Genomic DNA, 25,132 nt, shown 5'->3' with positions numbered 1-25,132 from the left:
TTTCGATCAGGCTTACTTGCGCGGAGCCGCGGTCACTTCCAGCGCAACGGCCTCGACGTATTCTGCCTCGACCTGGTTACCGACCTTGATTTCCTTGAACTGGGCCGGATCATTGACTGCCAGTTCGACGGTACGCTTCGGACCACGCAGGGTCACCGTGCCAGCCTTCGGATTGACCGCCACCACATTGGCGACAACACGAACAGTATGCTCGACGGCACCCGCCGGCTTGTCGCCCTCTTTGGCCCGGACGGCCTGCGTAGACTCGGTGCGCTCGCGGATGCCGCTGTTCTCGACCTTGCGCAGCTTGAGGGCCAGCGCCTGGACGTAGCTCAGGGTAACCAGGTCGCCGACGCGAATCTGATCGAAGTTGCGCGCCCCCTCACCCAGCGCCATGAATATTTCATTTCCCTGGGCGCCAACAACGACGACACTGCGGCTTTTCTTGTCGATCGACTTGATCTTGCCTTGGACTTGAACCGCTTCACCGATTGAAGCCTGGCCAGGCGCCGTGGCGGCAATGACAGCGGCTTGCGGAGCATTTTGTGCGGCGGCAAGCAACGGCATCGAGAGCATGGTCACAGCAAACAACGTGGAAATTATGTTCATGATCATCTTTCTGTAAGAGAAAAAAATTATTTGATCGAAGCAACAAAAGACGCATATGCGGAATGAAATATATACCACCTAACGCTTAGGCAACCAGCATTCCCGCCAATTGAAGAAGCGCCATACCCAGCGTAAGGAAATATTGATCGACATGCATCACTGGCCTCTGCTCATCTGCCCGCACAAAAAATGGACTGCCCCTGCCATTCCGGACACCAATCGCCCGGAAGAATGCCTGTCGACTGTGACCGAAGAAAGTCGCCCCACCTACTGCCCGCGACCCTAACACTACAGATCGGCAAAGTTTGTAAACAATTGCAGCGTACAACACCAGCGTCATGATTGAGCATAAACTGTTCGAACACACTGAGCAGACAGGGCAATCCGAAAAACCGGCTGCCCAACGAAGCCGTCAGTCAAATAGAAAACTGGAGGCCACTGATGAGCACTGCTTCATCACCTGTTTCCGCTGCACCCGGCAAAGCCTTTCCAGTCGCCATCATCTTCGCGCTGATCGCGGCCTTGGCGATTGCGCTGATGCCAACGCCGAGCGGACTGACTATCGCCGGCCAGCGCATTCTCGCCATCCTGGTTTTTGCCGTCATTGTCTGGTTGACCGAAGCACTCGATTACGCGGTCTCTTCGGTGCTGATCGTCGCCTTGATGGCACTGGCGCTCGGCACCGCCCCGGTCGGTGCCGCTGGCGAACTGCTGGGCACCGGCAAGGCCTTGGGCAAGGCCCTCTCCGGATTTTCCAACACGGCACTGGCACTCGTTGCTGCCGCACTCTTCCTCTCGGTGGCAATGACCGCCACCGGACTCGACCGGCGTATCGCCTACCGCACCCTGAACCGGGTCGGCACCACCGCCAAGGGCGTTCTCCTCGGCGGCATCGCAGTCACCATCATCCTCTCGCTGATGGTGCCGTCGGCCACCGCCCGCGTCGCCTGCGTCGTACCGATCATGAGCGGCATCATTGCCGCCTTCGGGGTCGACAAGCGCTCTCTCTTCGCTGCCTCGCTGATGATCGTCGTCGCCCAGGCGACCAGCATCTGGAACATGGGGATCATGACCTCGGCCGCACAAAACATGCTGACCATCGGCTTCCTGCAGAAAAGCATCGGCGAGACGCCAAGCTGGGCCGACTGGCTGATGGCCGGCGCACCCTACGCGGCCATCATGTCCGCGGCCCTGTTCATTCTGGTCCGCCGGCTGATGCCACCGGAAAAAGAAAGCATTGAGGGAGGCAAGGAAGCCGTGCGCCAGGCACTGAGCGACATGGGGCCGATGAGCTCGGCCGAATGGCGGGTTTTGATCACCATCGCCCTGCTGATCAGCTTCTGGGTCACCGAAAAGGAATTGCACGACATCGATACGACCACCGTGACCATTGTCGGCCTGGCCTTCCTGTTCCTGCCCAGAATCGGCGTGATGACCTGGCCACAGGTGCAAAAACAGGTACCGTGGGGCACGATCGTTGTCTTCGGCGTCGGCATCAGTCTCGGTACGGCGCTGCTCGACACCAAGGCAGCCACCTGGCTGGCCGACATCGTCGTCCGGGCGTTGCATCTCGAAACCCTGGGCAGCTTCGGCATCTTTGCCGGGCTATCGCTCTTTCTCGTGCTCATCCACATCGGTTTTGCCAGCGCCACGTCGCTGACCTCCGCCCTGTTGCCGATCATGATCGCCGTACTGCAACGCCTCGGCGGCGATATCAATGTGATGGGCATGACCATGCTGCTCGGCTTTGTCGTCAGCTTCGGCTTCATTCTGCCGATCAATGCACCGCAGAACATGGTCTGTCTCGGCACCGAAACCTTCACCAGCAAGCAGTTCACCAAAATCGGCCTGTGGCTGACCGGCATCGGCTATATCCTCTTGCTCGTCTTTGCCCTTACCTGGTGGAAATTTCTCGGCTATATCTGAAACTAGACCCCAACCCGAAGGAGATCATCATGGATTCAACTTCCGCCGACCAAGGAATGCTTACCGTCCTCGTCGAACGCCTGGAAAAGCAACGCCTGCCCCGCGCCCTGGCCTTGAAGGAAAAAGTCGACCGGGGCGAAACCCTGAGCGATTACGACATTTCCTTCCTGGAAGAGGTGTTCACCGACTCGACCAACATCAAGCCAATGATCGAACGCCACCCCGAATATCAGCTACTGGCCGGCAAGGTCACCTCGCTTTACCGGGAAATCACCGAAAAGGCGCTTGCCAACCAGCAACAGAGCGATCAGGCCTGACCCCCAGCAGCAACGGGATGCACCAAATAAAAAAGCTGATTCCTTGCGGAATCAGCTTTTTATACATTCTGGCGCGCCCGAGACGATTCGAACGTCCGACCACTGCCTTCGGAGGGCAATACTCTATCCAGCTGAGCTACGGGCGCTTGGGAGGATGGATTCTACCTTCAGCCGGCGCTGGCGTCCATGCCATCGAACCAATAAGAGCGCCAGTTACGCTATTTAATGGGTAGGTTTAGTCGAAGAAGGTGCGGGCGGCCTCGAAACGCTGGGCGTAGTAGCGATCGTTGAGGCGATCGATGCGGACCTTGCCGTTGGTCGACGGGGCATGGACGAAACGGGCATCACCGATATAGATGCCGACATGCGAAAACGGCCGGTTGCTGGTGTTGAAGAAGACGAGATCGCCGGGGCGCAAGGCGCCGCGCTCGATCGGTTTGGCATTGCGGGCAATATCAAAGGCACTGCCGCGGACTTTCAGATTGGTCGCCTGAGCGTAGATATAGCTGACCATGCCGCTGCAGTCGAGGCCAGCCTCGGGGTTCTTGCCGCCAAAGCGATAGCCGGTATCGATCAGGCCAAGCGCATACAAGGCCACCTCGTTGCCCAGCTCGCTGATCGGCAAAGACGGTTGCGCTATAGTTCCCGTCGTGGCAACCGGGCGCGGCGCCGGGCCGCTACAGGCAGCCAGCAGCAGGCAGGCGAGCGAGACGAAAATCAGGGCAGGAACGCGCATCGAGTTAAAGCTCTTTCCGGGAACAGTGCATAACTTACCGTTTTTACAGGATTTTTCAAGACCATGAATCTACAAAACAGGGCATTGCTGCGGTCAACCAACTTTATTGACGGAAAATGGACTGCGGCCGACAGCGGCATCAGCTTTGCCGTCTTGAACCCGGCCAATGGCGAATTGCTGGCCGAGGTGCCGCGTTGCGGCAGTGCCGAAACCCGCCGCGCCATCGTGGCGGCCGAGGCGGCCTGGCCGGCCTGGCGGGCCCTGACCGCCAAGCGGCGCGCCCAACTGATGCAGGTCTGGTTCAAGCTGATCATTGAAAACGCTGACGACCTAGCGCAACTGGTGACCGCCGAGTGCGGCAAGCCGCTCAGCGAAGCCCGGGGTGAAGTGATTTACGGTGCCTCGTTCGTCGAATGGTTTGCCGAAGAAGGCAAGCGCGCCTACGGCGAAACGATTCCCAGCCCGGCAGCCGACAAGCGACTGGTGGTGATCAAGCAGCCGATTGGCGTTTGTGCGGCCATCACGCCCTGGAATTTCCCGCTCGCCATGATCACCCGCAAAGTTGCACCGGCACTGGCCGCCGGTTGCCCGGTCGTCGTCAAACCAGCCGAACAGACGCCGCTCACCGCTTTGGCACTGGCCGTGCTGGCCGAGCAGGCCGGCTTCCCGGCCGGTGTATTCAACGTGGTGACCGGCCAGCCGGCGGAAATCGGCGGCGAGCTGACCGCCAATCCCAGCGTCCGCAAGCTGTCATTTACCGGCTCGACCGGCGTCGGCCGGCTGCTGATGGCGCAATGCGCGCCAACCGTCAAGAAGGTGTCGCTTGAACTGGGCGGCAACGCACCCTTCATCGTTTTCGACGATGCCGACATCGATGCTGCGGTCGACAACGCGATCACGGCAAAATACCGCAACACCGGCCAGACCTGCGTCTGCGCCAACCGCTTCCTGGTGCAATCCGGCGTTTACGAGGAATTCGCCCGTAAGTTTGCCGCCAAGGCGAGTGCCATGAAGGTTGGCGCCGGCATTGAAGAAGGGGTCGCCCAGGGGCCGCTGATCAATGCCGCGGCGCTGGCCAAGGTCGAAAGCCACGTCGCCGACGCGCTTGGCAAGGGAGCGCGCGTGCTGTGCGGCGGCGCCCGCCATCAACGCGGCGGCAACTTTTACCAGCCGACGGTGCTGGCCGATGTAACGACGGCGATGCAGGTGGCCCGCGAGGAAACCTTCGGCCCGGTCGCCCCGCTGTTCCGTTTCGAAACGGAAACCGAAGCCATCGCGCTGGCCAACGATACCGAATTCGGCCTGGCCGCCTACTTTTTCACGGCGAGCGTCAGCCGCTGCTGGCGGGTCGGCGAAGCCCTGGAGTACGGCATGGTCGGCATCAATACCGGCCTGATCTCGAATGAAGTGGCTCCGTTTGGCGGCATCAAGCAGTCCGGCATCGGCCGCGAAGGCTCGAAGTACGGGATAGAGGATTATCTCGAAGTGAAATACATGTGCTTCGATATCAACGGCTAGCTAGGGCTGCGGCATGGCGAAACTGATCATCGTCGGCCTGCTCGCGTTGCTCGCCGTCCTCCTCTGGCGCAATTGGGGCAAGCGGCGGCAAGCTGCCTATATCGACAGCTTTCCCTACCAGCGCTTTCTCGACCAGCGGCTGGCCGCCCGCCGGCCGGAATTGAGCGAGGCGCAGCGCAGCGAGGTTTTCGCCGGGCTGCAGGACTACTTCCAGCTTTGCCGAACAGCCGGCCGCCGGATGGTGGCGATGCCCTCGCAGGCGGTCGACGATGCTTGGCATGAATTCATCCTGTTTACCCGGCACTACGACAAATTCTGCCGCCGTGCCTTTGGCCGTTTTCTGCACCATACGCCGGCCGCGGCGATGAACTCGCCGACCCAGGCCAGTGATGGCATCCGGCGCGCCTGGCGGCTGGCCTGCGCCCGGGAAGAGATCGACCCGAAAAATCCGCAGCGCCTGCCCCGGCTCTTTGCACTGGATGCGGCGCTGGCGATCAGCGGCGGTTTCATTTACCAGCTGGACTGTCTGGCCCAGGCCCAAGGGGCGACCGGCAGCGGCTTCTGCGCCAGCCATATTGGCTGCAGCAGCGGCTGTTCGGGTGATAGCGGCAGCTCGTCGAACGGCGACAGTGGCAGCGATGGCGGCGGGGGCTGCGGCGGAAGCTGTGGCGGCGACTAGCTCCGGACGGGCGGCTCCGGCGGCGAATAGACGACCACCCGGTTGCGGCCTTCATGCTTGGCGATATAGAGCGCCAGATCAGCCAACTGGGTCAGCTCATCAGCCGTCTTGCCATGATCGGGATAGCAGGCCAGGCCGACCGAGGCAGTAAAGCCCAGTTCGATGTCACCAATCGGGAGGCGAAGCTGGCTGATCATCAGGCGCCAGCGTTCGGCCCGTTTCTCGGCGACCTTGAGCGGCATGCGCGGCAGCAGGATGACGAATTCCTCGCCACCGTAGCGGCACAGCACATCTTCGTGCCGGATGTCGGCCGTCAGCATGCTGGCCAGTTCCTTCAGGGCTTGGTCACCGGCCTGGTGACCGTAGCTGTCGTTGATCTGCTTGAAGTGGTCGAGATCGAGGATCAGCAGCGACAGCGGGTAGCCCTCACGCTGCGCCCGCGACAATTCGCGTTCCAGCGTTTCATCGAGATAGCGGCGGTTGAAGCAGCCGGTCAGACTGTCGCGGATCGCCTGCTCCTGCAAGGCAGCCTGCAGGCGCTGGATTTCGTCGAGTTGCTGGCGCAGGGTGTCGTTGACCAAGCGCAACTGCTGCTCGGCGGTGCGGCGTTCGGAAATATCGCGGGCGATGCCGAGAATGGAAACCGGCTGCCCCGCCTCGTCGAGCAGGAAACTGGCGACCACTTCGGAGGAGATGGTGCCGCCGTTCTTGTGCGGCTGATCGATTTCGACAGTCGCCGACAGCGCACTCCGATCACCGCGTGCCAGCCGGGCCAGATGCTCCTGCAGCAACTGGCTGACATGGGCGTACGAATCGGGCGTCATCGCCTCGGCCAGCGGCTCCGCCATCACCTCCTCGGCCGTAAAGCCGCGCACCCGCTGGATCGCCGGGCTGACATAGGTAAAGCGCAGGCTCGCCAGATCGAGCGTCCAGATGACGTCCTTGCTGTGCTCGGCCAGCGTCCGGTAACGCTCCTCGCTATTGCGCAGGGCGGCCTCGGTGCTGAGCCGGGTGGCGATTTCGCGCCGCAAGCGCTGGTTCAAACGGGCAAAGTAGGCGGCCATCAAGGCAGCCAGCAGAATGATGCTGGCCCCGGCCAGAAAAGCCGGCCAGACCCAGGGCGGCAGCACATCGGGCTCGGCGTGATAGAGCAGGCCGTTGAGCGAGGCATTGACCGGCAACATGCCGAGCTCGGTGTAGGTCTGGGCGATATGCTGCCAGCGCGTTGCCGACATGTGGCCGATTTCGACCAATTCCGGCTGCATCAGCCGCGTCATCTCGCTGGCCTCGAAGAGCAGATGGGCGCGGCTATGGCGCGGTGAATAACGCTCGCCGATCAGATCGACAATCTCTTCCGGGTTGGCCATCGCATAGCGCCAGCCGCGCAATACCGCTGCGCGGAAGGCGCGAACGGCGGCGGGCGACTGTTTGATTTTCTTTTCGGTGGTGAACAGGACGTCACCGTAAAAATCGATGCCGACCGAGTCGGGGCTGAACTGCCGATAGGGAAAGTGGGCTTCCCGCAGCAGGAAAGGCTCGTCGGTCGAGTAGCCGGAAATCGCATCGACCTTGCCGGCAATCAGGTCGGCCGGATCGAAGGAGTGGGGCTGCGCCTCGAATTTTTCAACGCCTTCCCGCTTCAGGTAGGCGTACAACTCGCTCTCGTGCGGCGCCAGCATGATGCGTTTATCGTTCAGCGCATCGACATTGGGCACATGCCGGCGATTGACCAGCAGCACGAGCGGCGAATGCTGAATAATGGCGGCCAGGGCAACCACCGGTTGACCGCGACCACGGCGCAACGCCAGTTCGGAGGCGGCAATACCGTAATCGGCCTCGCCCTTGAGTACCATGTCGACCGGATCGATTCCTTCGGCCAGTTCGCGCAGACTGACGTCGAAACCCGCCTCACGGAAATAGCCCTTCTCAATGGCCGCGTAATAGCCGGCAAATTGGAACTGGTGTTTCCAGTTGAGTTGCAGGACAACCTTTTCCAGCGCGTACGCCGGCGAAAGCACCAAAAGAAGCAGAAAACAGATCAAAAACCGCATGACCGTATTATCGCAACAGCGCCCCATCCCGTGCAGATTTACTTGTGATAGGTGCGACTGCTGCCGCTGGAGCCGCCATGGCCGCTATTGGCGACGTTGTCGAACATGTTCCAGCCCTGGTTCTGGGCATAGCCGAACAGCGCAAGGGCGAGCAGGCCGGCGGCGAGGTTGAAATGTTTGAACATCAGTCGTCGTCCGAATCGTCGCTGCTCACCGGCGCGTGGTCGCTTTCGGCCCAGCGCCGGGCTTCGAAGGCGGCATGGCGCAGCCGGGTAAAGATCGGGAAGGCGACCAGGAAAATCATCACCATCACGAAATTCGACCAGCCGGCACCGCCGGTGAACACCTCGATGGTGTCGCGTACCGCGACCGGCTTTTCCGGGGCCAGCTCGGGGTCGACCGCCAGATAGTAGGTACCGGGCGGAATGGCGAGGAAAACGACTTCGTCGTCGCGGCTGCCCTCGGACCAGCTTTCGCCACCGTCGTTGCCGTAGTAGTAAGACAGTTCGCGACTGGCCGGCCAGGCTTCGCCGGTCGTCTTGTTGACCAGAGTCAGGTCGAGGCCGATCCAGTTGTTGTCGAGGCCGGCGGTGTTGCGGACGGTGATCTTGCGCGGCTTGTCGCGGACTTCGAAGTCGCGGGTATTGACGCTTTCTTCCAGCATCTGCGGCGCGAAATGCAGTTCCTGACGGAGCAGCAGCTTGCCGCCGGAAATGAAGGCGAAGAAGGCCTGCAGCGCGATGGCGAGCAGCGCCAGCTTCCAGAACAGGCGGCAGATGCGTTGATGGGTGTCGCCCCACGGGTTGGGCTGGTTGGCGAAAACACCGAGCGGCTCGGGCAGCTTGCCGGGCAGCTGGAACGCCGTTTCGATGACAGCCGGCGCGACATAGCTGCCTTGCGACCAGCTCAGCTCCTTATTGCTCGATTCGCGCGACAGCATCAGCGGTGGCGCCACATAGTCGACCACCCGGTTGCTCTCGGCCCGGCGGACCCGCCAGGTGAATTCGCCGGCGACCTGGATCACCTGCGCCGTCGGCGTCGTCGAGAAATGCTTGAACGTCTCGCCGCCCCAGCGAACATCGGCCAGTTCCATCGAACCACTTTGCGCCGGTGGCTTGGACAGTACGTCGGCGATGTTCCAGTGGCCGTTGTATTCGGTCAGCCAGCGGTAAGTGCCGTTTTCAGCCGCCAGCAGGTATTCACGCCAGTCGTACTCGATGCCTTCGATCCTGCACTGCTTGACCAGGAAGCCGATGACCTCGACCGGCTTGTCCTCCAGCCGCCCCTTGCTGCCCAGCGGCAGACGCGGCACGTATTTTTCGTCGCGGCTGCCCAGCGCCTTCGACAGGATCTTGTAGTTCTGGTCAGCCGTATCGACCACCGCCCCGCAGGAAGCGCAGCCCACCGCCAGAATATCCTTGGAGCGCGCTGCCATCGGCGAACCGCAACTCGGGCAACGGAAAACCCTTGCCTCGACCGCCTTGTCCGGCAAGGCCATCCCGTCACGCAGGTTGGCCATTTTCAGCGACTTGAAATCGACTGCCTCGCCGATGAACAGCAGCGGCGGCGTTTCCGAATAGTCGAGGGTAGCGAAATTTGCCCCATTCCGGAGGTCGACCGCAGGCACCGGGTAACCGGCCCCGACCTTGAACGGCAACTCGCCCTGGCCGGCGACGCACTCGGCATTTTCGATATTGCTCACCGTCCACGTCTGGCTGGCCAGCACGAAGCGCTGGCCGATCTTCAGATCGTCGAATGGCGGCAGCGCGTCCGGCACGAACTGCGCAAAAGTGAGCACATACTCACCACCAGCCTCCGACAACCAGCCGGTCCGCATGTCGTCGAACAACAGGTGCCACTCGTTCCACAAGCCCTGGCTGTACTTGATCTGGATGCGCCCGATCAGCGCGAAATGGACGCCTTTGTAGCTACCTTCCGCCCCCAACCGCAGCGGCGAACGGTCCTCGACCAGCGCCGCCATCTTGCCGATATCTTCCAGCGCCTGGTCGTGGCGAACCAGCGTGCTCTGGCAGTATTCACAGACAGCAAAGATCGACGCCGCCGATTTGAAGACAACCGGCGCGCCGCAGGAGGGACAGGAAGCAGTTACGGCCACAGGGCTGCGGTCAACTCAGTTTTTTGAGCAATTCCGCTTTCTTGGCGTCGAACTCGGCCTGGCTGAGGATGCCTTTTTCGACCAGTCCATGCAGTTTTTCCAACGTCGCCACCACCTCGTCGGCCGACACCGTACCGGCAGCAGGGGCGGCCTGGCCGGCCGGCTGCACCGCCGAGGCCATCGCCTGCCCCATGACCTGCCCGAAGCCGACCCCGGCGCCGAGGCCGACGCCCATGCCGGCCATGCCGCCTTCGTTCTTCGCCGCTTCCGGGATGGCATTGGCGACCTGGTACTGCGTGTAGCGCTGCATGTCGCCGATCATGTTCATGCCGATCTTCTGGTCGAGGATCTTCTGCAACTCTTCCGGCAGCGAGACGTTCTGAACGACCAGCGAATCGAGGGTCAGGCCGTATTCGGCGAACATCGGCTGGGCCTTGGCGAACATCGCCTTCCCGAACTCGTCCTGGCTGGCCGCCATGTCGATGAAGGCGACACCGGATTCGCCGAACAGGTCGGTCAGGCCGGCCACCATGGTATTGCGCAACTGGCCTTCGAGTTCTTCGCGGGAGTAGCTGTCGCGGGTGCCGGAAATCTTCTGGTAGAAGGTCTTGGCGTCGCTCAGGTGGTAGCTGTAGATGCCGAAGGCGCGCATCCGGACGATGCCGAATTCCTTGTCGCGGATGGTGATCGGGTTCGGCGTGCCCCACTTCTGGTCGAGCTGCAGGCGGGTCGAGAAGAAGTAGAGGTCGGACTTGAACGGGGATTCGAACAGCTTGTCCCAGTTCTTCAGGTAGGTCAGCACCGGCAGCGTCTGCGTCGTCAGCTTGTACATGCCGGGGCCGAAGACATCGGCCACCGTGCCTTCGTTGACGAAGAGGGCGAGTTGCGAATCGCGCACGGTCAGGCTGGCGCCGTTCTGGATTTCCATTTCGGCCATCGGGAAACGCCAGGCCAGCGTGCCGTCGGCATCCTCCGTCCATTGCAGAATGTCGATGAATTGTTTCTTGATGAAGTCCATCAGTGCCATGAATTGCTCCTTGGAATCAAACGATGCAACCGGCGTTCAGGATGCCGACGCCGATCGCTAGCGCTGCGAGGAAAATGCCGGAGGCTAGGCGCCCCTGCGGAATGCTGTGATTGATGACAGGCATCATCAAGCGAACTGCGCTGAAGGTCAGCAATTGCACCATGCCGGCGACGACGCCCCAGCCGATCATGGCATAGAGGTTATGGGTAACCGCGACCGCAACCGCGATCGGCAGCGCAAAGCCGATCACCGCACCGCCCAGGCTGACCGCCGCCGCCTCGTTGCCGGCCCGGATCAAGGTGACTTCGCTGTACGGCGTGATCAAAATGTAAAGCACGAAGAACACCGCGAGCATCAGCACGGCGGTCACGAAGAAGCTGGCAAAGGCCAGCAGATTGCTGATTACCGGATCGAACATGGAACCCCCCGGGCATGAAACGACAGCGGAGGATTGTCCCCGCTGGCTGCGGTTAACTCAAGTGCGGCAGGCCCGATAGCAGACAATAAAACTGTTTTGCCGAAGATAGAGCCGAGCAACTGATGGCTGCGGTCGACCTCGACAAAACGGCATTTTTGCCGGGAAGTATCGCCCGGCTCGGACTAGGGCTCGACGGCGAGCAGGCGCAAACCCTCAAGCGGCAGATTCGGCGTCAGTACATGTGCAATGCTGAGGTGCTTGCTGATCACCTCAGCATTGCCGCCGGACATGACGCAGAGGGCATCACCAGCATTCAGCCGGGTCCAGGCCCGCTCGATGGCGCCAGCCTGAGCCTCGATGCAACCAGTGACAATGGCATCATCGGTACAGCGCGGTTGTTCGGCATACTGGCCGTCGGCGAAAGGCAGCCCGGCCGTCTCGCGGACCAGCGCCCGCCGCATCAGATCGAGGCCGGGCAGGATCATGCCACCGAGAAAGACACCCGCCGCATCGAGACTGTCGATCGTCGTTGCGGTGCCCGCCATGACCACGATGCTGGCCTGCTGAAACAGGCCACGTGCGCCGATCAGCGCACACCAGCGGTCAACGCCGAGCCGCGCCGGGTTCTGGTAAAGGTTGGTGACGCCGGCCCGCTCGGCCACCGGCTGGACGTCGCAAAAAAGCGGCGCCCAGGCCTGCAGTTGCTGGCGGATCCGCTGCGCCGCCTCGGCCCCGGCGACATTGGCCAGCATGACGCGCCCCGGGCGACCCCAGCGCGCCGGCAAGCTCGCCAATTGACCGACCTCGGCGTGCGCCACCGCCCCTTGCGCCAGCCAGGCGTTGCCGTCATGGACGCCCCACTTGATGCGGCTATTGCCGCTGTCGAGGCAGACGATCATGCCCGGCGTACCCCAAGGGCACTTCCTATCGGGCGCAAGCTGACGTCGCCTGAAAAGATACGCTGCACGCCGCTTGCCGTTTCGAGCAGCAAGGCACCGTCGTCATCGACCCCGAGGCAGCGCCCGGGCAAGGGCTCGGCCGCTTCGCCGAGCAGTTGCACCGCCTCGCCTTGCCAGGCGTGACGCTGCTGCCAGTCCATTTTCAGCCCAGCAAAGCCGTCGACCGCAAAGCGGTCCAGCACCGCGGCCAGATGACCGAGAATGGCCGCCAGTACGACATGACGATCCGGCGTCGCCGCCAAGGCCTGATCGAGACCGGCCACCGGCTGCGGCAGACTCTCGGGCGGCGCCTGCAGATTGAGACCGATGCCGATCACGGCCTGGGTGCCGCGCCGGTCGGTGGAAAGCTCGACGAGAATGCCGGCCAGCTTGGCGTAGGCGTTGTCCCGGCGCAACAGAACGTCATTCGGCCATTTCAGGCAGACGCCCTGGGCGCCCAACATTTCCAGGGCTTCGGCCAGGGCGACGCCAACCACCAGCGAGAGGCCGGCCAGACGGCCGGGCGGTCCGGAAAACCGCCACAGCACAGAAAAGGTCAGGCTGGCCTCGGGTGCCGACGACCAGCTGCGGCCACGTCGCCCGCGCCCGGCACTTTGCCGGTCGGTGACGACGACCGTGCCGGCCGGGGCACCGCGATCGGCACGACGCATCAACTCGCTGCTGCTGGAGTCGCACTCGGCCAGCGCATCAACGTCGAAACGGCCGGCCAGCAAGCCGAGCCTGGATTTGAGCAAAACAGGATCAATCAGCGTCATGCGGCCGATTGTATGCCAGTTCGCTGCCGGGCAACACCGACGAAAAGCAGCGCCCGCCCGGCTCCGGCAGCCTATTCGGCCAGTGCTTCCTTGCCGCCGTCGATACCCAGTTCGGCAATTTTCCGGGTGATGGTATTGCGGCCGATACCAAGGGCCAGCGCCGCCTCGATCCGCCGGCCGCCGGTATGGGCCAGCGCTCGCGAAATCAGGATGCGCTCGAAGGTCTGGGCCAGCACCCCATGCACATCGCCCAGACCACGGGCCAGCATGCGGTCGACTTCGCCTTCGAGGGCACTTTCCCAGTCGGTGGCAATGGCCATCGGTATCGCCTCGCGCAACTCGCCGGGCAAATCGCTGATTTCCACCTGTTGACCGGGGGCCATCACGGTCAGCCAGTGGCAGAGATTCTCCAGCTGGCGGACGTTGCCCTGAAAATCGAGGCCGCTCAGGTACTTCAGGGCCGGATCGGACAGCCGCTTGGTCTCGACGCCGAGTTCGCGCGCACTTTTCTGCAGGAAGTGGCGGGTCAGCAGCGGAATGTCCTCGCGCCGCTCGCGCAGCGACGGCAGGCGAATCCGGATGACGTTCAGGCGATGGAACAAGTCTTCGCGGAACAAGCCGTCCTTGACCCGGGTTTCCAGATTCTGGTGGGTCGCGGCAATGACCCGAACATTGGCCTTGATCGGCGAGTGACCGCCGACCCGGTAGAAATGCCCGTCCGACAGCACGCGCAGCAGGCGGGTCTGCAGTTCGGACGGCATGTCGCCGATTTCGTCGAGGAACAGCGTGCCGGCCTCGGCCTGCTCGAAACGGCCGCGGCGTTGGGCCTGGGCGCCGGTGAAGGCGCCGCGCTCGTGGCCAAACAGTTCGGACTCCAGCAGATCCTTCGGAATGGCTGCCGTATTGATCGCGATGAAGGGCTTGTCGGCGCGCGGGCTGTGCCGATGCAGCGCCCGCGCCACCAGCTCCTTGCCGGAACCGGATTCGCCGGTGATCAAAACCGTGGCATGCGACAGGGCCAAACGGCCGATGGCACGGAAGACTTCCTGCATGGCCGGGGCTTGGCCGAGAATCTCGGGAACCAGCCCCTCTTCCTCAGCCGCACCGCTTTGGTGCATCGACTCGTCGATGGCGCGCCGAATCAGTTCAACCGCCTGATCGACATCGAACGGCTTGGGCAGGTATTCGAAGGCCCCGCCCTGGAAGGCGGCGACTGCGCTTTCCAGATCGGAGTAGGCGGTCATGATGATGACCGGCACCGACGGGAATCGGGTTTTCACTTCCTGCAGCAAATCCAGCCCGGACTGGCCTGGCATGCGGATATCGGACATCAGCACCTGCGGCGGCTCGATGCCCTGTTCCAACTGGGAAATGGCCTCGGTCGCCGAGGCGTAGCTCTTGAAAGGGATGCCCTCGCGGGACAGGGTCTTTTCCAGGACCCAGCGAATGGAGCGATCGTCGTCAACGATCCAGACCGGTTTCATAGATGTTTGGCTCATCTGCTCATTAGAATAGATATCTTTCAAGCAAGAGTCAGGCCGGCCATTTTGCCATCGTCATGCAAGCTCGACCGGCAGGCGCAGCGTGAACACCGTGTTGCCCGGATGACTGGAGCAATCGATCGTGCCGCCATGATGCTGCACGAAGTTCTGGGCAATGGTCAGCCCCAGGCCGCTGCCGCCCTCGCGCCCGGAAACCAGCGGATAGAACATGCGTTCGCGGATGACTTCCGGAATGCCCGGGCCGTTGTCGATGACCTTGATCTCCATCGCCAGCCGATAGCGCTTCTTGGCCAGCGTCACCTGCCGCAGCGAGCGCGTGCGAAGCACGATCTCGCCCTCGCCCTCCATCGCCTGCGCGGCGTTGCGGGCAATATTGAGCACCGCCTGGATCAGTTGCTCGCGGTCGCCGACCAGTTCCGGCAGGCTGGTGTCGTAATCGCGCCGCATCGCCAGCGAACCGGGAAACTCCGCAGTCAGCAGGCTGCGCACCCGTTCGAGGATTTCGTGGATATTGACGGTCGTCGGCAGCATCGCCCGGTGCGGCGTCAGCAGGCGCTGCATCAGGTCCTGCAAGCGGTCCGCTTCCTTGATGATGACCTGGGTGTATTCCTTGAGCGACGGATTGGCCAGTTCGTGTTCCAGCAATTGCGCCGCGCCGCGAATGCCGCCGAGCGGATTCTTGATTTCGTGCGCCAGATTGCGGATCAGTTCGCGATTGGCCTGCTGCTGCTGGATCAGTTGCTCCTCGCGGGTGGCCGCCAGTTGCTGCTCAATCGGCTGCAATTCGAGCAGCAGGCGGACCCCGGGCGCCATGTCGGGACGCAGCGGCGTCACCGTACAGTTCAGGTGCAGCAGCTCGCCGTCGTGACGCTTGAGTTCGAGGTTCTGGCCGGTATAGCCCCAGTTGTTGTGCAGGCCGTTATCGAAGGCCGACTGCAGACTGGGCGGACAGGTACAAATGGTCAGCAGCGGCTTGCTCTCGACCGAGCGACTGCTCACCGCCAACAGATTTTCACCGGCCGGATTGACGTAGCGGACACGCAGATCCTCGTCGATCAACAGAACCGCCGAAGCCAGCAGATCAAGGCCGGCGAAGGAAGCAAAGGATGAGTTCATGGCGTCATTGTAGCCGCTCGGCCGGCTGCCCTGCGCCAGCAAAAAATCATATCTTGCGTTACTGACCGATGGTTCATTATCATTCGCAGACCTCCTTTTCCCGCACCGCCAATGGCCACCTTCTATCCGCCCCGAGTTGCGCCCATCTTGGCCGCCCTGCTTCTGCTGGCCGGCTGCTCGGCCGGCGATGCGCCACCGGCCGCAGTACGCACGGTCCTCGTCCAGACGGTGGCCCAGGCGGATAGCGGCATGAGTATCTACACCGGCGAAATTCGCGCCCGACATGAAATCGACCTCGCCTTTCGCGTCGGCGGCAAGCTGGCTGCCCGGTTGGTCGATGCCGGCGCCGAGATCAAGGCCGGCCAGCCATTGGCCCGGCTCGATCCGGCCGACCTGCAACTGGCTGCCGCTACCGCCCGGGCCCAGCTTGGCGCGGCGGAAAGCGAATTGACCACCGCCAAGGCCGAGCGCGAACGCTACGCCGGTCTGCTCGGCAAAAAATTTGTCAGCCAGGCCGCCTTCGACGCCAAGGACAATGCCTTCAACAGCGCCCAGGCCCGCCTCGAGCAGGCCCGCTCGCAAAACCAGATCAGCGGCAACCAGGCCAGCTACAGCACGCTGAGCAGCGAATACCCGGCCGTCGTCACCGCCGTGCTGGCCGAGGCCGGCCAGGTCGTCGGCGCCGGCCAGGCCGTCCTCCGGCTGGCCCGCCCGGAAGAAAAGGAAGTCGCCATCGCCATCCCGGAAAACCGGCTGGCCGAGATCAAGACGGCACAGAGTCTGGCGGTCAACCTGTGGGCCGAGCCCAAAATCACTGTCCGCGGCGAATTGCGCGAACTGGCACCGGCCGCCGACCCGGCGACCCGGACCTACGCCGCGCGCATCCGCCTGATCGAGCCGCCAGCCGAAGTCCGCCTCGGCATGACGGCCCGGGTCGTCGTCGGCAGCGCCGGCGCCGCACCGCTGCTCGTGCCGCTCAATGCGGTGATTGACCAGGGGCAAGGGCCGCTGGTCTGGGTCGTCAGCGACGGCAAGGCAACGCCGCGCCCGGTCCAGGTGGCACAGTTCCGCGAGGATGGTGCGATGATCAGCGGCGGCCTGCAGGCCGGCGAAGTGGTCGTCGTCGCCGGCACCGCCAAGCTGGTGCCCGGCCAGAGCGTCCAGGCCAAGCCGGTGACGCCGCCCAGTGGGCAGCGCTGAATCGTGAGCCAGCGCTTCAACCTTTCCGACTGGACGCTGCATCACCGGACGCTGGTCGGCTATTTCCTGTTCGCCCTCGCCCTGATGGGGGTGTTCGCCTATGGCAAGCTGAGCCAGGCCGAAGATCCGCCCTTCACCTTCAAGCTGATGGTGATCCGCACCCAGTGGCCGGGCGCCACGGCGCGCCAGGTCGAACAGCAGCTGACCGACAAGATCGAAAAGAAACTGCAGGAAACGCCGTTCATCGACCGGGTATCGAGCTACTCGCGCCCCGGCGAATCGACGGTGATGTTCTTCGCCAAGGACAGCACGCCGCCGGCCATGGTGCCTGATGTCTATTACCAGGTCCGCAAGAAGATCGGCGATATCCGCCACACGCTGCCGGCCGGCATCCAGGGGCCGTTCTTCAATGACGAATTCGGCGACGTTTTTGGCAATATTTATGCGTTGACCGCAGACGGCCTCGACTACCCGCAACTGAAGGACACCGCCGAGCGCATTCGCGACGAGTTGTTGCGCGTGCCGACCGTCGGCAAGGTCGAAATCTTCGGCATCCAGGACGAAAAGATCTTTGTCGAACTGTCGAACGCCAAGTTGGCGACGCTCGGCATCGATCAAACCACCATCGTCCAGGCCTTGAACCAGCAGAACGCCGTCGCCGGGGCCGGCTTTTTCGAAACGCAGAGCGAACGCATCCAGATTCGTCCGGGCGGCGCCTTCGACACCGTGCAGGCCGTGGCCGACACGCTAATCCGCGCCGGCAGCCGCAGTTTCCGGCTCGGCGACATCGCCAGCATCAAGCGCGGCACCATCGACCCGGCGGCCACCCAGGTCCGCTTTGGCGGCAAGCGGGCGCTGGCCATTGGCGTTGCCATGGCCAAGGGCGGCGACATCATCGTCCTCGGCAAGGAACTCGACGCCCACATCGCCAAAATCAACCAAGCCCTGCCGCTCGGCGTCGAGATCGCGCCATCGGCCAGCCAGCCGGATGCCGTCAAGCGCTCGGTGCAGGCTTTCGTCCAATCGCTGGCCGAAGCGGTGATCGTTGTCCTGCTGGTTACCTTCATCAGCCTCGGCATCCGCACCGGCCTGGTTGTCGCCATTTCGATCCCGCTCGTCCTCGCCGCCACCTTCCTCACCATGCAGTGGTTCAATGTCGGCCTGCACAAGGTCTCGCTCGGCGCCCTCGTCCTCGCCCTCGGCCTGCTCGTGGACGATGCGATCATCGCCGTCGAGATGATGTGGGTGAAGATGGAACAGGGCTGGGAACGCACCCGCGCCGCCTCTTTCGCCTACAGCAGCACGGCCGGGCCGATGCTCTCCGGCACGCTGGTCACCGTCGCTGGCTTCATCCCGATTGCGCTGGCCAAATCGTCGACCGGCGAATATGCCTTCGCCTTCTTTCAGATCAATGCCGTCGCCCTGCTCATCTCCTGGCTGGCTGCGGTCGTCGCCATTCCCTGGCTCGGCTACAAGCTGCTGCCCAACCCGCATGCGCCGCGCCCACCCAGCCTGATCGAACGCCGGCTGCCGGCCCTGGCCCGCCTACTCACCCGCCTCGGCCTGAGCGGCCCGGCTCACGGCGACGAGCACGATGTGTACGGCACGCCGTTCTACAGCCGCTTCCGGAAACTGGTTACCTGGTGCGTCCAGCGGCGCTGGCTGGTCATCGCCATCACCGTCGGCCTGTTCGCCCTGGCCATCGTCGGCATGGGCAAAGTGCAGAAGCAGTTTTTCCCGAACTCGACCCGCCTGGAACTGAATGTCGAACTCCGCCTGCCGGAAGGTGCTTCGATCGCCGCCAGCGACGCCGAAGCCAAGCACCTGGAAGATTGGCTCAACCAGGACAAGGCCAAATTTGACCAGTTCGAGCACTACATCACCTACGTCGGCTCAGGGTCGCCGCGCTATTACCTTGGTCTCGACCAGCAATTGCCGGCCAGCAACGTCAGCCAGTTCGTCATCGTCACGCGTAACGTCGAGGCCCGCGAAGCCTTGCGCGGGCGCCTGATCGAACTGTTCGAACGGGACGGCTTCAACGCCCGGGGCAATATCAGCCGCATCGAAAATGGGCCGCCGGTCGGCTATCCCGTGCAGTACCGGGTTTCCGGCGAGGACATGGCGACACTGCGCAAAGTGGCCGGCCAGGTGGCCGACGTGATGCGCCAGAATCCGGAACTGTCGAACGTCAATTTCGACTGGAGCGAACTGTCGAAGGCCATCGAGATCGAAATCGACCAGGACAAAGCCCGCCTGCTCGGTGTCTCCAGCCAGGATCTGGCCGCCTTGCTCAATATGTCGCTGAACGGCTACACGGTGACCAGCTACCGCGAAGGCGAGAAGACCATCGATGTCGTGCTGCGCGGCGACCGCGAGGAACGCACCCACCTTGCTGTGCTGCCCGACCTCTCTGTACCGACCCGCAGCGGCAAGAGCGTGCCGCTGAGCCAGATCGGTCATCTCAAGCACAGCTTCGAGCCGGGCCTGATCTGGCGTCGCGACCGTCTGCCGACCATCACCGTCCGCGCCAACCTCTATGGCAAAACGCAGCCGGCGACGGTCGTCGACCGCATCAATCCGGAAATCAACGCCCTGCGCGCCGCCCTGCCGGCCGGCTACAGCATCGTCACCGGCGGCTCGGTCGAAGAGTCGGCCAAGGGCTCAACCTCGGTGATGGCCGGCATCCCGCTCTTCATCCTGGCCGTCGTCACCATCCTGATGATCCAGTTGCAGAGCGTCTCGCGCGTCGTCATGGTGCTGCTCACGGCGCCGCTCGGCATTATCGGCATCGCCCTGTTCCTGCTCGTTTTCCGCCAGCCGTTCGGCTTCATGGCGCTGCTCGGCACCATCGCGCTGTTCGGCATGATCATGCGCAATTCGGTGATCCTGGTCGATCAGATCGAACAGGATCTGGCCGCCGGCAAGGCGCGCTGGGAAGCGATCGTCGAATCGACGGTGCGCCGCTTCCGGCCGATTGTGCTGACCGCGGCCGCCGCCGTGCTTGCGATGATCCCGCTGTCGCGCAACGACTTCTTCGGGCCGATGGCCGTGGCCATCATGGGTGGCCTGATCGTCGCCACCGCCCTCACCCTGCTCTTCCTGCCGGCGCTTTACGCCGCCTGGTACAAGGTCAAATCGCCGACTGCCTGATCAGCGCAGATTCGAGAGCTCTTTCTGGATCGCCTGGATGTTGCGCTCGTGCTGCCCGACGCGATCCTTGTACGGCAGGATACGATCCTGGCGATTGTCGCCGGCGGTGCGCAGGGCTTCCTGCTCGGCCAGTTCCTTGCGCGCCTGCTCAAGGTTGCGCTGTTCGCCGGCCAGTTCCTGCTCGAGGATGTGACGGCGGTCGCCATCGCGCGCTTTCTGCGTATCTTCCTGCACCTTGGGAAAACCCGCCGGTGACGGATTGGCCGCCGCTCCAGAAGTGGCCGGGCGCGACTTGGGCGCCGGCAGCGTCGACTCCGGTCCGCTGACGATGGCCTTGCAGTTCTTCTCGATACGGGTATTGGAAATCAGCGTGCCGCCACTGGCGTCGGTGCATTTGTAAATCGTCTGGGCCGTTGCCGGCAGCGCCAGTATGGCGAGCAGGGTTGCAAGCGTGCTACGTGTCATCGTCATCATTCCAGGTTAGCGCTCAAGTGTAGCGGACTTAACGTTGATCCCGCCGAACGGTGGACAAAAAAAGGGCGGGAAAACCCGCCCTTTTTGCATACCGGCTCGCTGGCTTAGCAGGAGTAGTACAGATCGAATTCCACCGGGTGGGTCGTCATGCGAACGCGATTGACTTCGTCCATCTTCAGGGAGATGAAGGCGTCGATCCAGTCGTTGGAGAACACACCGCCACGGGTCAGGAACTCGCGGTCCTTGTCTAGGTTCTGCAGGGCTTCTTCGAGGGAAGCGCAGACGGTCGGGATCAGCGCGTCTTCTTCCGGCGGCAGATCGTACAGGTTCTTGTCAGCCGGATCGCCCGGGTGGATCTTGTTCTGGATACCGTCCAGACCGGCCATCAGCAGCGCGGCGAAGGCCAGGTACGGATTGGCGATCGGATCCGGGAAGCGGGTTTCGATACGACGGGCCTTGGTCGAGGCAACGAACGGGATACGGATCGAAGCGGAACGGTTCTTGGCCGAGTAAGCCAGCTTGACCGGTGCTTCGTAGTGCGGGACCAGACGCTTGTAGGAGTTGGTACCCGGGTTGGTGATCGCGTTCAGGGCCTTGGCGTGCTTGATGATGCCGCCGATGTAGAACAGGGCCAGTTCGGACAGACCGGCATAACCGTCGCCGGCGAACAGGTTCTTGCCATCCTTCCAGATCGACTGGTGAACGTGCATGCCGGAACCGTTGTCGCCAACGATGGGCTTCGGCATGAAGGTAGCGGTCTTGCCGTACTGGTGAGCAACGTTGTGCACCACGTACTTCAGGATCTGGGTCTGGTCGGCACGCTTGACCAGGGTGTTGAAGACGGTACCGATTTCGCACTGACCGGCAGTGGCGACTTCGTGGTGGTGAACTTCAACCGGGCAGCCGAGGGCTTCCAGGGTCAGCACCATGGCCGAACGGATGTCGTGCAGGCTGTCGACCGGCGGAACCGGGAAGTAGCCGCCCTTGACGGTCGGACGGTGGCCGGTGGCGCCATTGCCGTCGTTCTTTTCACCCGAACCCCAGGCCGCTTCGGCGGAATGGATCTTCAGGTTGCAACCGGACATGTCGACATTCCACTCGACGCCGTCGAAGATGAAGAATTCGGGTTCCGGACCGAAGTAGGCGGTGTCGCCAATGCCGGAGGACTTCAGGTAGGCTTCAGCGCGCTTGGCGATGGAGCGCGGATCGCGGTCGTAGCCACGGCCATCGGCCGGGTCGACGACGTCACAGGACAGGACAACGGTGGTTTCGTCGAAGAACGGGTCGACGTAGGCGGTGTCCGGATCCGGCATCAGCAGCATGTCGGAAGCCTGAATACCCTTCCAGCCGGCGATCGAGGAGCCGTCGAAAGCGTGGCCGTTTTCGAACTTGTCTTCGTCAAAAGCGGAAACCGGCACGGTTACGTGCTGTTCTTTGCCACGGGTATCGGTGAAACGAAAATCGACGAACTTGGCGTCATTTTCCTTAATCAGCTTGATCACGTCTTGCGGGGTTGCCATAAACGTCAGTCTCCTAGAAAACAAGTTGCCGGCTTATCCGGCGACAATCAAAAATTCGCAACGCGGAGGATTTAGCAGAAAGTGTGCCAAAGGACCGCAGCTAAGCTTTGCATTTTGCCACAATGAGATGCACGGATTAAGCAAAGATTTTGCGCACCACAACTGTGCAAAACCAGCTAATTAACGCACTATTTTGGTGCAACCATGCAATTCACCGATAGGCGCCGGATGGTCGAAGTTGCTGTCAGGCGCTCAGCCAGCTGCTGGGATAGTTTGCGCATGGCGTCGCCGTTTTCGAAAAAGGCGTGGCTGAAGAAAATCTCGGCCTCGATGCGGCCGCCGAGATAATGCAGCACGACCTTCTCCGGCTCGGGTAGATCGGCAAGCAGCGGCAGCAATTCCTGCAGCAGGGTTTCGCGGGCCGGCAGACGGATGGCGATATCGGGGTCCAGATCGTCTTCGGGGTCGATATGAACCAGCACATCGAGCACCTCGGCATGTTCGCGCAGCACCCGGGCCCGTGCCGACTCGGCGATACGGTGGCCTTCGGAAACGCTGATCCGCGAATCGACCTGGACATGCACATCGACCAGCGCCTGATGCGCCATGCGCCGCGTCCGTAGGTTGTGCACGCCGAGCACGCCGGGCGTCGCCGCCAGTGTCTGGCGAATGGAGGCGACCTGAGTTTCCTCGAGACCGGTATCGATCAGCTCCTTGAGCGCCCCCCAGGCCAGGCCGGCGCCCATGCGCAGGATCATGAAACCCATCAAGGCCGCTGCCAGCAGATCGAGGAAGGACCAGCCGAGCAGGGCGCCGCCGATACCGACCACGACAACCAGCGCCGAAGCGGCGTCGGCCCGGGTGTGCAGGGCATTGGCGATCATCAGTTGCGAGCGCAGGCGCTCGGCGACCCGGATCAGGTAGCGGTACAGACCTTCCTTGGTGATCACGGTGGCGACAGCCACCCAGAAGGCGGACATTTCGACGCTCGGCAGGTTTTCGATGTGCTGCAGGCGCATCCCGGATTCCCACAGGATGCCGCCGCCAATCAGGGTCAGCGACGCGCCGAGGATCAGCGTTGCCGCTGTCTCGACCCGGGCGTGGCCGTAGGGGTGGGCCTGGTCGGCCGGATGGGCGCTCTGCCGGCTGGCATAGATGACCAGAAAGTCGGAGAGCAGGTCGGAAAACGAATGCAGGCCGTGCGCGACCAGCGACTGGGAATGAGCCAGCCAGCCGACGACAATCTGCACCACTGTCAGTACCAGATTGATCACGACGCTGACCCAGGTGGCGTGCTGCGTCTGCTCGGCACGCTCGGCGGCCGTTAGCGCGGTCGGAACGACCGGCTGTTGCTCTTGTCCCATGAGGTCTGCCCTATACTATCGACCTTGGATTTTAGCAGCCAAAGATTATGGGAAAGTTAACCGAGATACTCAATCTGGCCCGCCAGCGCGGCCAGTCGCTGGAACGCCCCTACCAGGGTGAGCTGACGCCGCAGGAAGCCTGCGATCTGCTGCATCTGGCGCCCGGCGCGAAAATTGTCGATGTCCGGACACGGGCCGAGTGGGACTGGGTCGGGCGCGTTCCCGGCGCGGTCGAAATCGAATGGAACCAGTACCCGGGCGGCGTCCGCAACCCGAACTTCCTGGCCGAACTGAAGCGCCAGGTCGATCCCGAAGCGCTGGTCATGTTCCTCTGTCGCAGCGGCGCCCGCTCGATCGCTGCCGCCGCAGCGGCCAGCGAAGCCGGCTACAACAACTGCTACAACATCCTCGAAGGCTTCGAGGGCGACAAGGATGCCAACGGCCAGCGTAACCATATCGGCGGCTGGCGCAAGGCCGGCCTGCCGTGGAGCCAGGGCTGACCCCTGCGGTCGACCATCGAAAAAGCCGATTTTTCAGAGAACAGCATGCAAACAGCAACCATCTCCTTTGACCCGTTCAACAACCTGTCCGATGAAGCCTGCCAGGAACGCATTCGCGTCGCTCGCGCCAAGCTCGGCAAGAAGGCGGTCATTCTCGGCCACCATTACCAGCGCGCCGACGTCTATCAGCATGCCGATCTGACCGGCGATTCGCTGAAGCTGTCGAAACTCGCGGCGCAGACCGATTCCGAATACGTCATCTTCTGCGGCGTGCATTTCATGGCCGAAGTCGCCGACATCATGACCGCACCGCACCAGATCGCCATCCTGCCCGACCTCGCGGCCGGCTGTTCGATGGCCGACATGGCCAATCTGGCCAAGGTCGAGCGCTGCTGGCGCGAGCTGAATGAAGTCCTGAACGCTGAGGAAGAAGTGACGCCGGTCACCTACATCAACTCGGCGGCCGACCTGAAAGCTTTCTGCGGCGAGCATGGCGGCATCGTCTGTACCTCGTCCAACGCCGGCACCATCGCCAAGTGGGCCTTCGAGCGTCGCCCCAAGGTGCTGTTCTTCCCGGACCAGCATCTCGGCCGGTGGACCGGCCACCAGTTGGGTTTTGCCATGGACGAGATGGTCGTCTGGGACCCGGATCTCGAACTCGGCGGTCTGACGCCGGCCCAGATCAAGCACGCCAGGATCCTGCTCTGGAAGGGCCACTGCTCGGTACACCAGATGTTCCAGAAGTCGCAGATCGATGCCTTCCGCGCCAAATACCCCGAGGGCAAGGTGATCGCCCACCCGGAATGCAATTTCGAAGTCTGCGCCGCGGCCGACTATGTCGGCTCGACCGAGCACATCGTCAAGACCATCAAGGAAGCGCCGGAAGGGACGCGCTGGCTGGTCGGCACCGAACTGAACCTGGTCGACCGGCTGGCAAAAGAAGTTCTGCCGCAGAACAAGATCGTCCAGTTCATGGCGACCACCATCTGCATGTGTTCGACGATGCAGCGCATCGACCCGCAGCACTTGGCATGGACGCTGGAAAACCTGGTCGACGGCAAGATCGTCAATCAGATCAAGGTGCCGGAGCACGAAGCCAAGCTGGCCAAACTGGCCCTGGAACGCATGCTGGCGATTTCCTGAAGCAGATGCAGGCGCCGGCTGGACGGCGAACGTACTCAGCGTCCAGCCGGTG

Annotated in this window: 22 protein-coding genes and 1 tRNA gene; 8 read left to right on the top strand and 15 right to left on the bottom strand. The window is 62.6% G+C overall.

Going from position 1 to position 25,132, the window contains the following annotated elements; translation table 11 throughout:
• Positions 1 to 12 precede the first annotated feature (12 nt).
• Positions 13 to 609: a hypothetical protein gene (locus tag AT959_RS19890; RefSeq protein ID WP_157651371.1), complete on the bottom strand. Its 597-nt coding sequence runs from the start codon at positions 607 to 609 to the stop codon at positions 13 to 15.
• A gap of 441 nt (positions 610 to 1,050) precedes the next feature.
• On the opposite strand from AT959_RS19890, the gene AT959_RS19885 reads away from it, so the two are divergent.
• Together AT959_RS19885 and AT959_RS19880 are read left to right on the top strand one after the other, a co-directional pair.
• Positions 1,051 to 2,535: a DASS family sodium-coupled anion symporter gene (locus tag AT959_RS19885; RefSeq protein WP_088179015.1), complete on the top strand. Its 1,485-nt coding sequence runs from the start codon at positions 1,051 to 1,053 to the stop codon at positions 2,533 to 2,535.
• A gap of 29 nt (positions 2,536 to 2,564) precedes the next feature.
• On the top strand, positions 2,565 to 2,852 hold the full coding sequence (locus AT959_RS19880) for a hypothetical protein (RefSeq protein WP_066887352.1): 288 nt from the start codon (positions 2,565 to 2,567) through the stop codon (positions 2,850 to 2,852).
• A 69-nt stretch (positions 2,853 to 2,921) separates the two neighbouring features.
• Here AT959_RS19880 and AT959_RS19875 read toward each other — a convergent pair.
• Positions 2,922 to 2,998, bottom strand: a tRNA-Arg gene (locus tag AT959_RS19875).
• Positions 2,999 to 3,087: 89 nt separating this feature from the next.
• Complete coding sequence (locus AT959_RS19870) at positions 3,088 to 3,588, bottom strand: C40 family peptidase (RefSeq protein ID WP_066887349.1); 501 nt, start codon at positions 3,586 to 3,588, stop codon at positions 3,088 to 3,090.
• 63 nt (positions 3,589 to 3,651) lie between these two features.
• Between AT959_RS19870 and AT959_RS19865 the strand changes: the two genes are divergently transcribed.
• A complete protein-coding gene (locus AT959_RS19865; RefSeq protein WP_066887346.1) occupies positions 3,652 to 5,106 on the top strand; it encodes an NAD-dependent succinate-semialdehyde dehydrogenase in 1,455 nt (484 codons plus the stop codon).
• Positions 5,107 to 5,119: 13 nt separating this feature from the next.
• On the top strand, positions 5,120 to 5,785 hold the full coding sequence (locus AT959_RS19860) for a glycine-rich domain-containing protein (protein ID WP_066887343.1): 666 nt from the start codon (positions 5,120 to 5,122) through the stop codon (positions 5,783 to 5,785).
• On the opposite strand, the gene AT959_RS19855 is transcribed toward AT959_RS19860, so the two are convergent.
• The 9 genes from AT959_RS19855 to glnL form a co-directional block, all read right to left on the bottom strand.
• Positions 5,782 to 7,803 (bottom strand): diguanylate cyclase, encoded by a 2,022-nt coding sequence (locus tag AT959_RS19855; RefSeq protein WP_169795487.1) that lies wholly within the window; start codon positions 7,801 to 7,803, stop codon positions 5,782 to 5,784. The genes AT959_RS19860 and AT959_RS19855 overlap by 4 nt on opposite strands.
• A gap of 71 nt (positions 7,804 to 7,874) precedes the next feature.
• Positions 7,875 to 8,021 (bottom strand): hypothetical protein, encoded by a 147-nt coding sequence (locus AT959_RS21340; RefSeq protein ID WP_157651370.1) that lies wholly within the window; start codon positions 8,019 to 8,021, stop codon positions 7,875 to 7,877.
• Positions 8,021 to 9,952: a DUF4178 domain-containing protein gene (locus AT959_RS19850; RefSeq protein WP_066887337.1), complete on the bottom strand. Its 1,932-nt coding sequence runs from the start codon at positions 9,950 to 9,952 to the stop codon at positions 8,021 to 8,023. Before AT959_RS19850 ends, AT959_RS21340 begins: the two co-directional genes overlap by 1 nt.
• Positions 9,953 to 9,962: 10 nt before the next feature.
• On the bottom strand, positions 9,963 to 10,979 hold the full coding sequence (locus AT959_RS19845; RefSeq protein ID WP_066887334.1) for an SPFH domain-containing protein: 1,017 nt from the start codon (positions 10,977 to 10,979) through the stop codon (positions 9,963 to 9,965).
• Between the two features lie 16 nt (positions 10,980 to 10,995).
• A complete protein-coding gene (locus tag AT959_RS19840; RefSeq protein WP_066887331.1) occupies positions 10,996 to 11,397 on the bottom strand; it encodes a DUF350 domain-containing protein in 402 nt (133 codons plus the stop codon).
• A 182-nt stretch (positions 11,398 to 11,579) separates the two neighbouring features.
• A complete protein-coding gene (locus AT959_RS19835; RefSeq protein WP_066887329.1) occupies positions 11,580 to 12,296 on the bottom strand; it encodes a type III pantothenate kinase in 717 nt (238 codons plus the stop codon).
• Positions 12,293 to 13,111 (bottom strand): biotin--[acetyl-CoA-carboxylase] ligase, encoded by an 819-nt coding sequence (locus AT959_RS19830; protein ID WP_066887326.1) that lies wholly within the window; start codon positions 13,109 to 13,111, stop codon positions 12,293 to 12,295. Before AT959_RS19830 ends, AT959_RS19835 begins: the two co-directional genes overlap by 4 nt.
• Before the next feature lie 71 nt (positions 13,112 to 13,182).
• A complete protein-coding gene (ntrC, locus tag AT959_RS19825) occupies positions 13,183 to 14,595 on the bottom strand; it encodes a nitrogen regulation protein NR(I) (protein WP_066887323.1) in 1,413 nt (470 codons plus the stop codon).
• A 72-nt stretch (positions 14,596 to 14,667) separates the two neighbouring features.
• Entirely contained in the window at positions 14,668 to 15,729 is a 1,062-nt protein-coding gene (gene glnL / locus AT959_RS19820; RefSeq protein ID WP_066887554.1) for a nitrogen regulation protein NR(II), read from the bottom strand.
• 147 nt (positions 15,730 to 15,876) lie between these two features.
• Between glnL and AT959_RS21335 the strand changes: the two genes are divergently transcribed.
• Positions 15,877 to 16,929: an efflux RND transporter periplasmic adaptor subunit gene (locus AT959_RS21335; RefSeq protein ID WP_157651369.1), complete on the top strand. Its 1,053-nt coding sequence runs from the start codon at positions 15,877 to 15,879 to the stop codon at positions 16,927 to 16,929.
• A gap of 3 nt (positions 16,930 to 16,932) precedes the next feature.
• The gene (locus AT959_RS19810) at positions 16,933 to 20,079 is read left to right on the top strand and encodes an efflux RND transporter permease subunit (RefSeq protein WP_066887317.1); all 3,147 of its coding nucleotides are present in this window, start codon (positions 16,933 to 16,935) and stop codon (positions 20,077 to 20,079) included.
• Here AT959_RS19810 and AT959_RS19805 read toward each other — a convergent pair whose 3' ends face one another.
• From AT959_RS19805 to AT959_RS19795, 3 genes are all read right to left on the bottom strand, one after another.
• Positions 20,080 to 20,544, bottom strand: a complete 465-nt coding sequence (locus tag AT959_RS19805) for a DUF4124 domain-containing protein (RefSeq protein WP_083518532.1) — start codon at positions 20,542 to 20,544, stop codon at positions 20,080 to 20,082.
• A gap of 113 nt (positions 20,545 to 20,657) precedes the next feature.
• The gene (gene glnA / locus AT959_RS19800) at positions 20,658 to 22,073 is read right to left on the bottom strand and encodes a type I glutamate--ammonia ligase (protein WP_066887314.1); all 1,416 of its coding nucleotides are present in this window, start codon (positions 22,071 to 22,073) and stop codon (positions 20,658 to 20,660) included.
• Between the two features lie 188 nt (positions 22,074 to 22,261).
• A complete protein-coding gene (locus AT959_RS19795) occupies positions 22,262 to 23,437 on the bottom strand; it encodes a cation diffusion facilitator family transporter (RefSeq protein WP_066887311.1) in 1,176 nt (391 codons plus the stop codon).
• 47 nt (positions 23,438 to 23,484) lie between these two features.
• Here AT959_RS19795 and AT959_RS19790 point away from each other — a divergent pair, with 47 nt between their 5' ends.
• Positions 23,485 to 23,937, top strand: coding sequence for a rhodanese-like domain-containing protein (locus tag AT959_RS19790; RefSeq protein ID WP_066887308.1), 453 nt, complete (start codon positions 23,485 to 23,487; stop codon positions 23,935 to 23,937).
• 45 nt (positions 23,938 to 23,982) lie between these two features.
• Positions 23,983 to 25,080, top strand: coding sequence for a quinolinate synthase NadA (gene nadA / locus AT959_RS19785; protein ID WP_066887305.1), 1,098 nt, complete (start codon positions 23,983 to 23,985; stop codon positions 25,078 to 25,080).
• Positions 25,081 to 25,132 lie beyond the last annotated feature (52 nt).

It is taken from the genome of Dechloromonas denitrificans (assembly GCF_001551835.1).
In the GTDB taxonomy this organism is placed as follows: Bacteria; Pseudomonadota; Gammaproteobacteria; order Burkholderiales; family Rhodocyclaceae; genus Azonexus; species Azonexus denitrificans.
The sequence above is the reverse complement of the archived record's forward strand: the minus strand, read 5'-3'. Positions and strand labels throughout refer to the sequence as shown.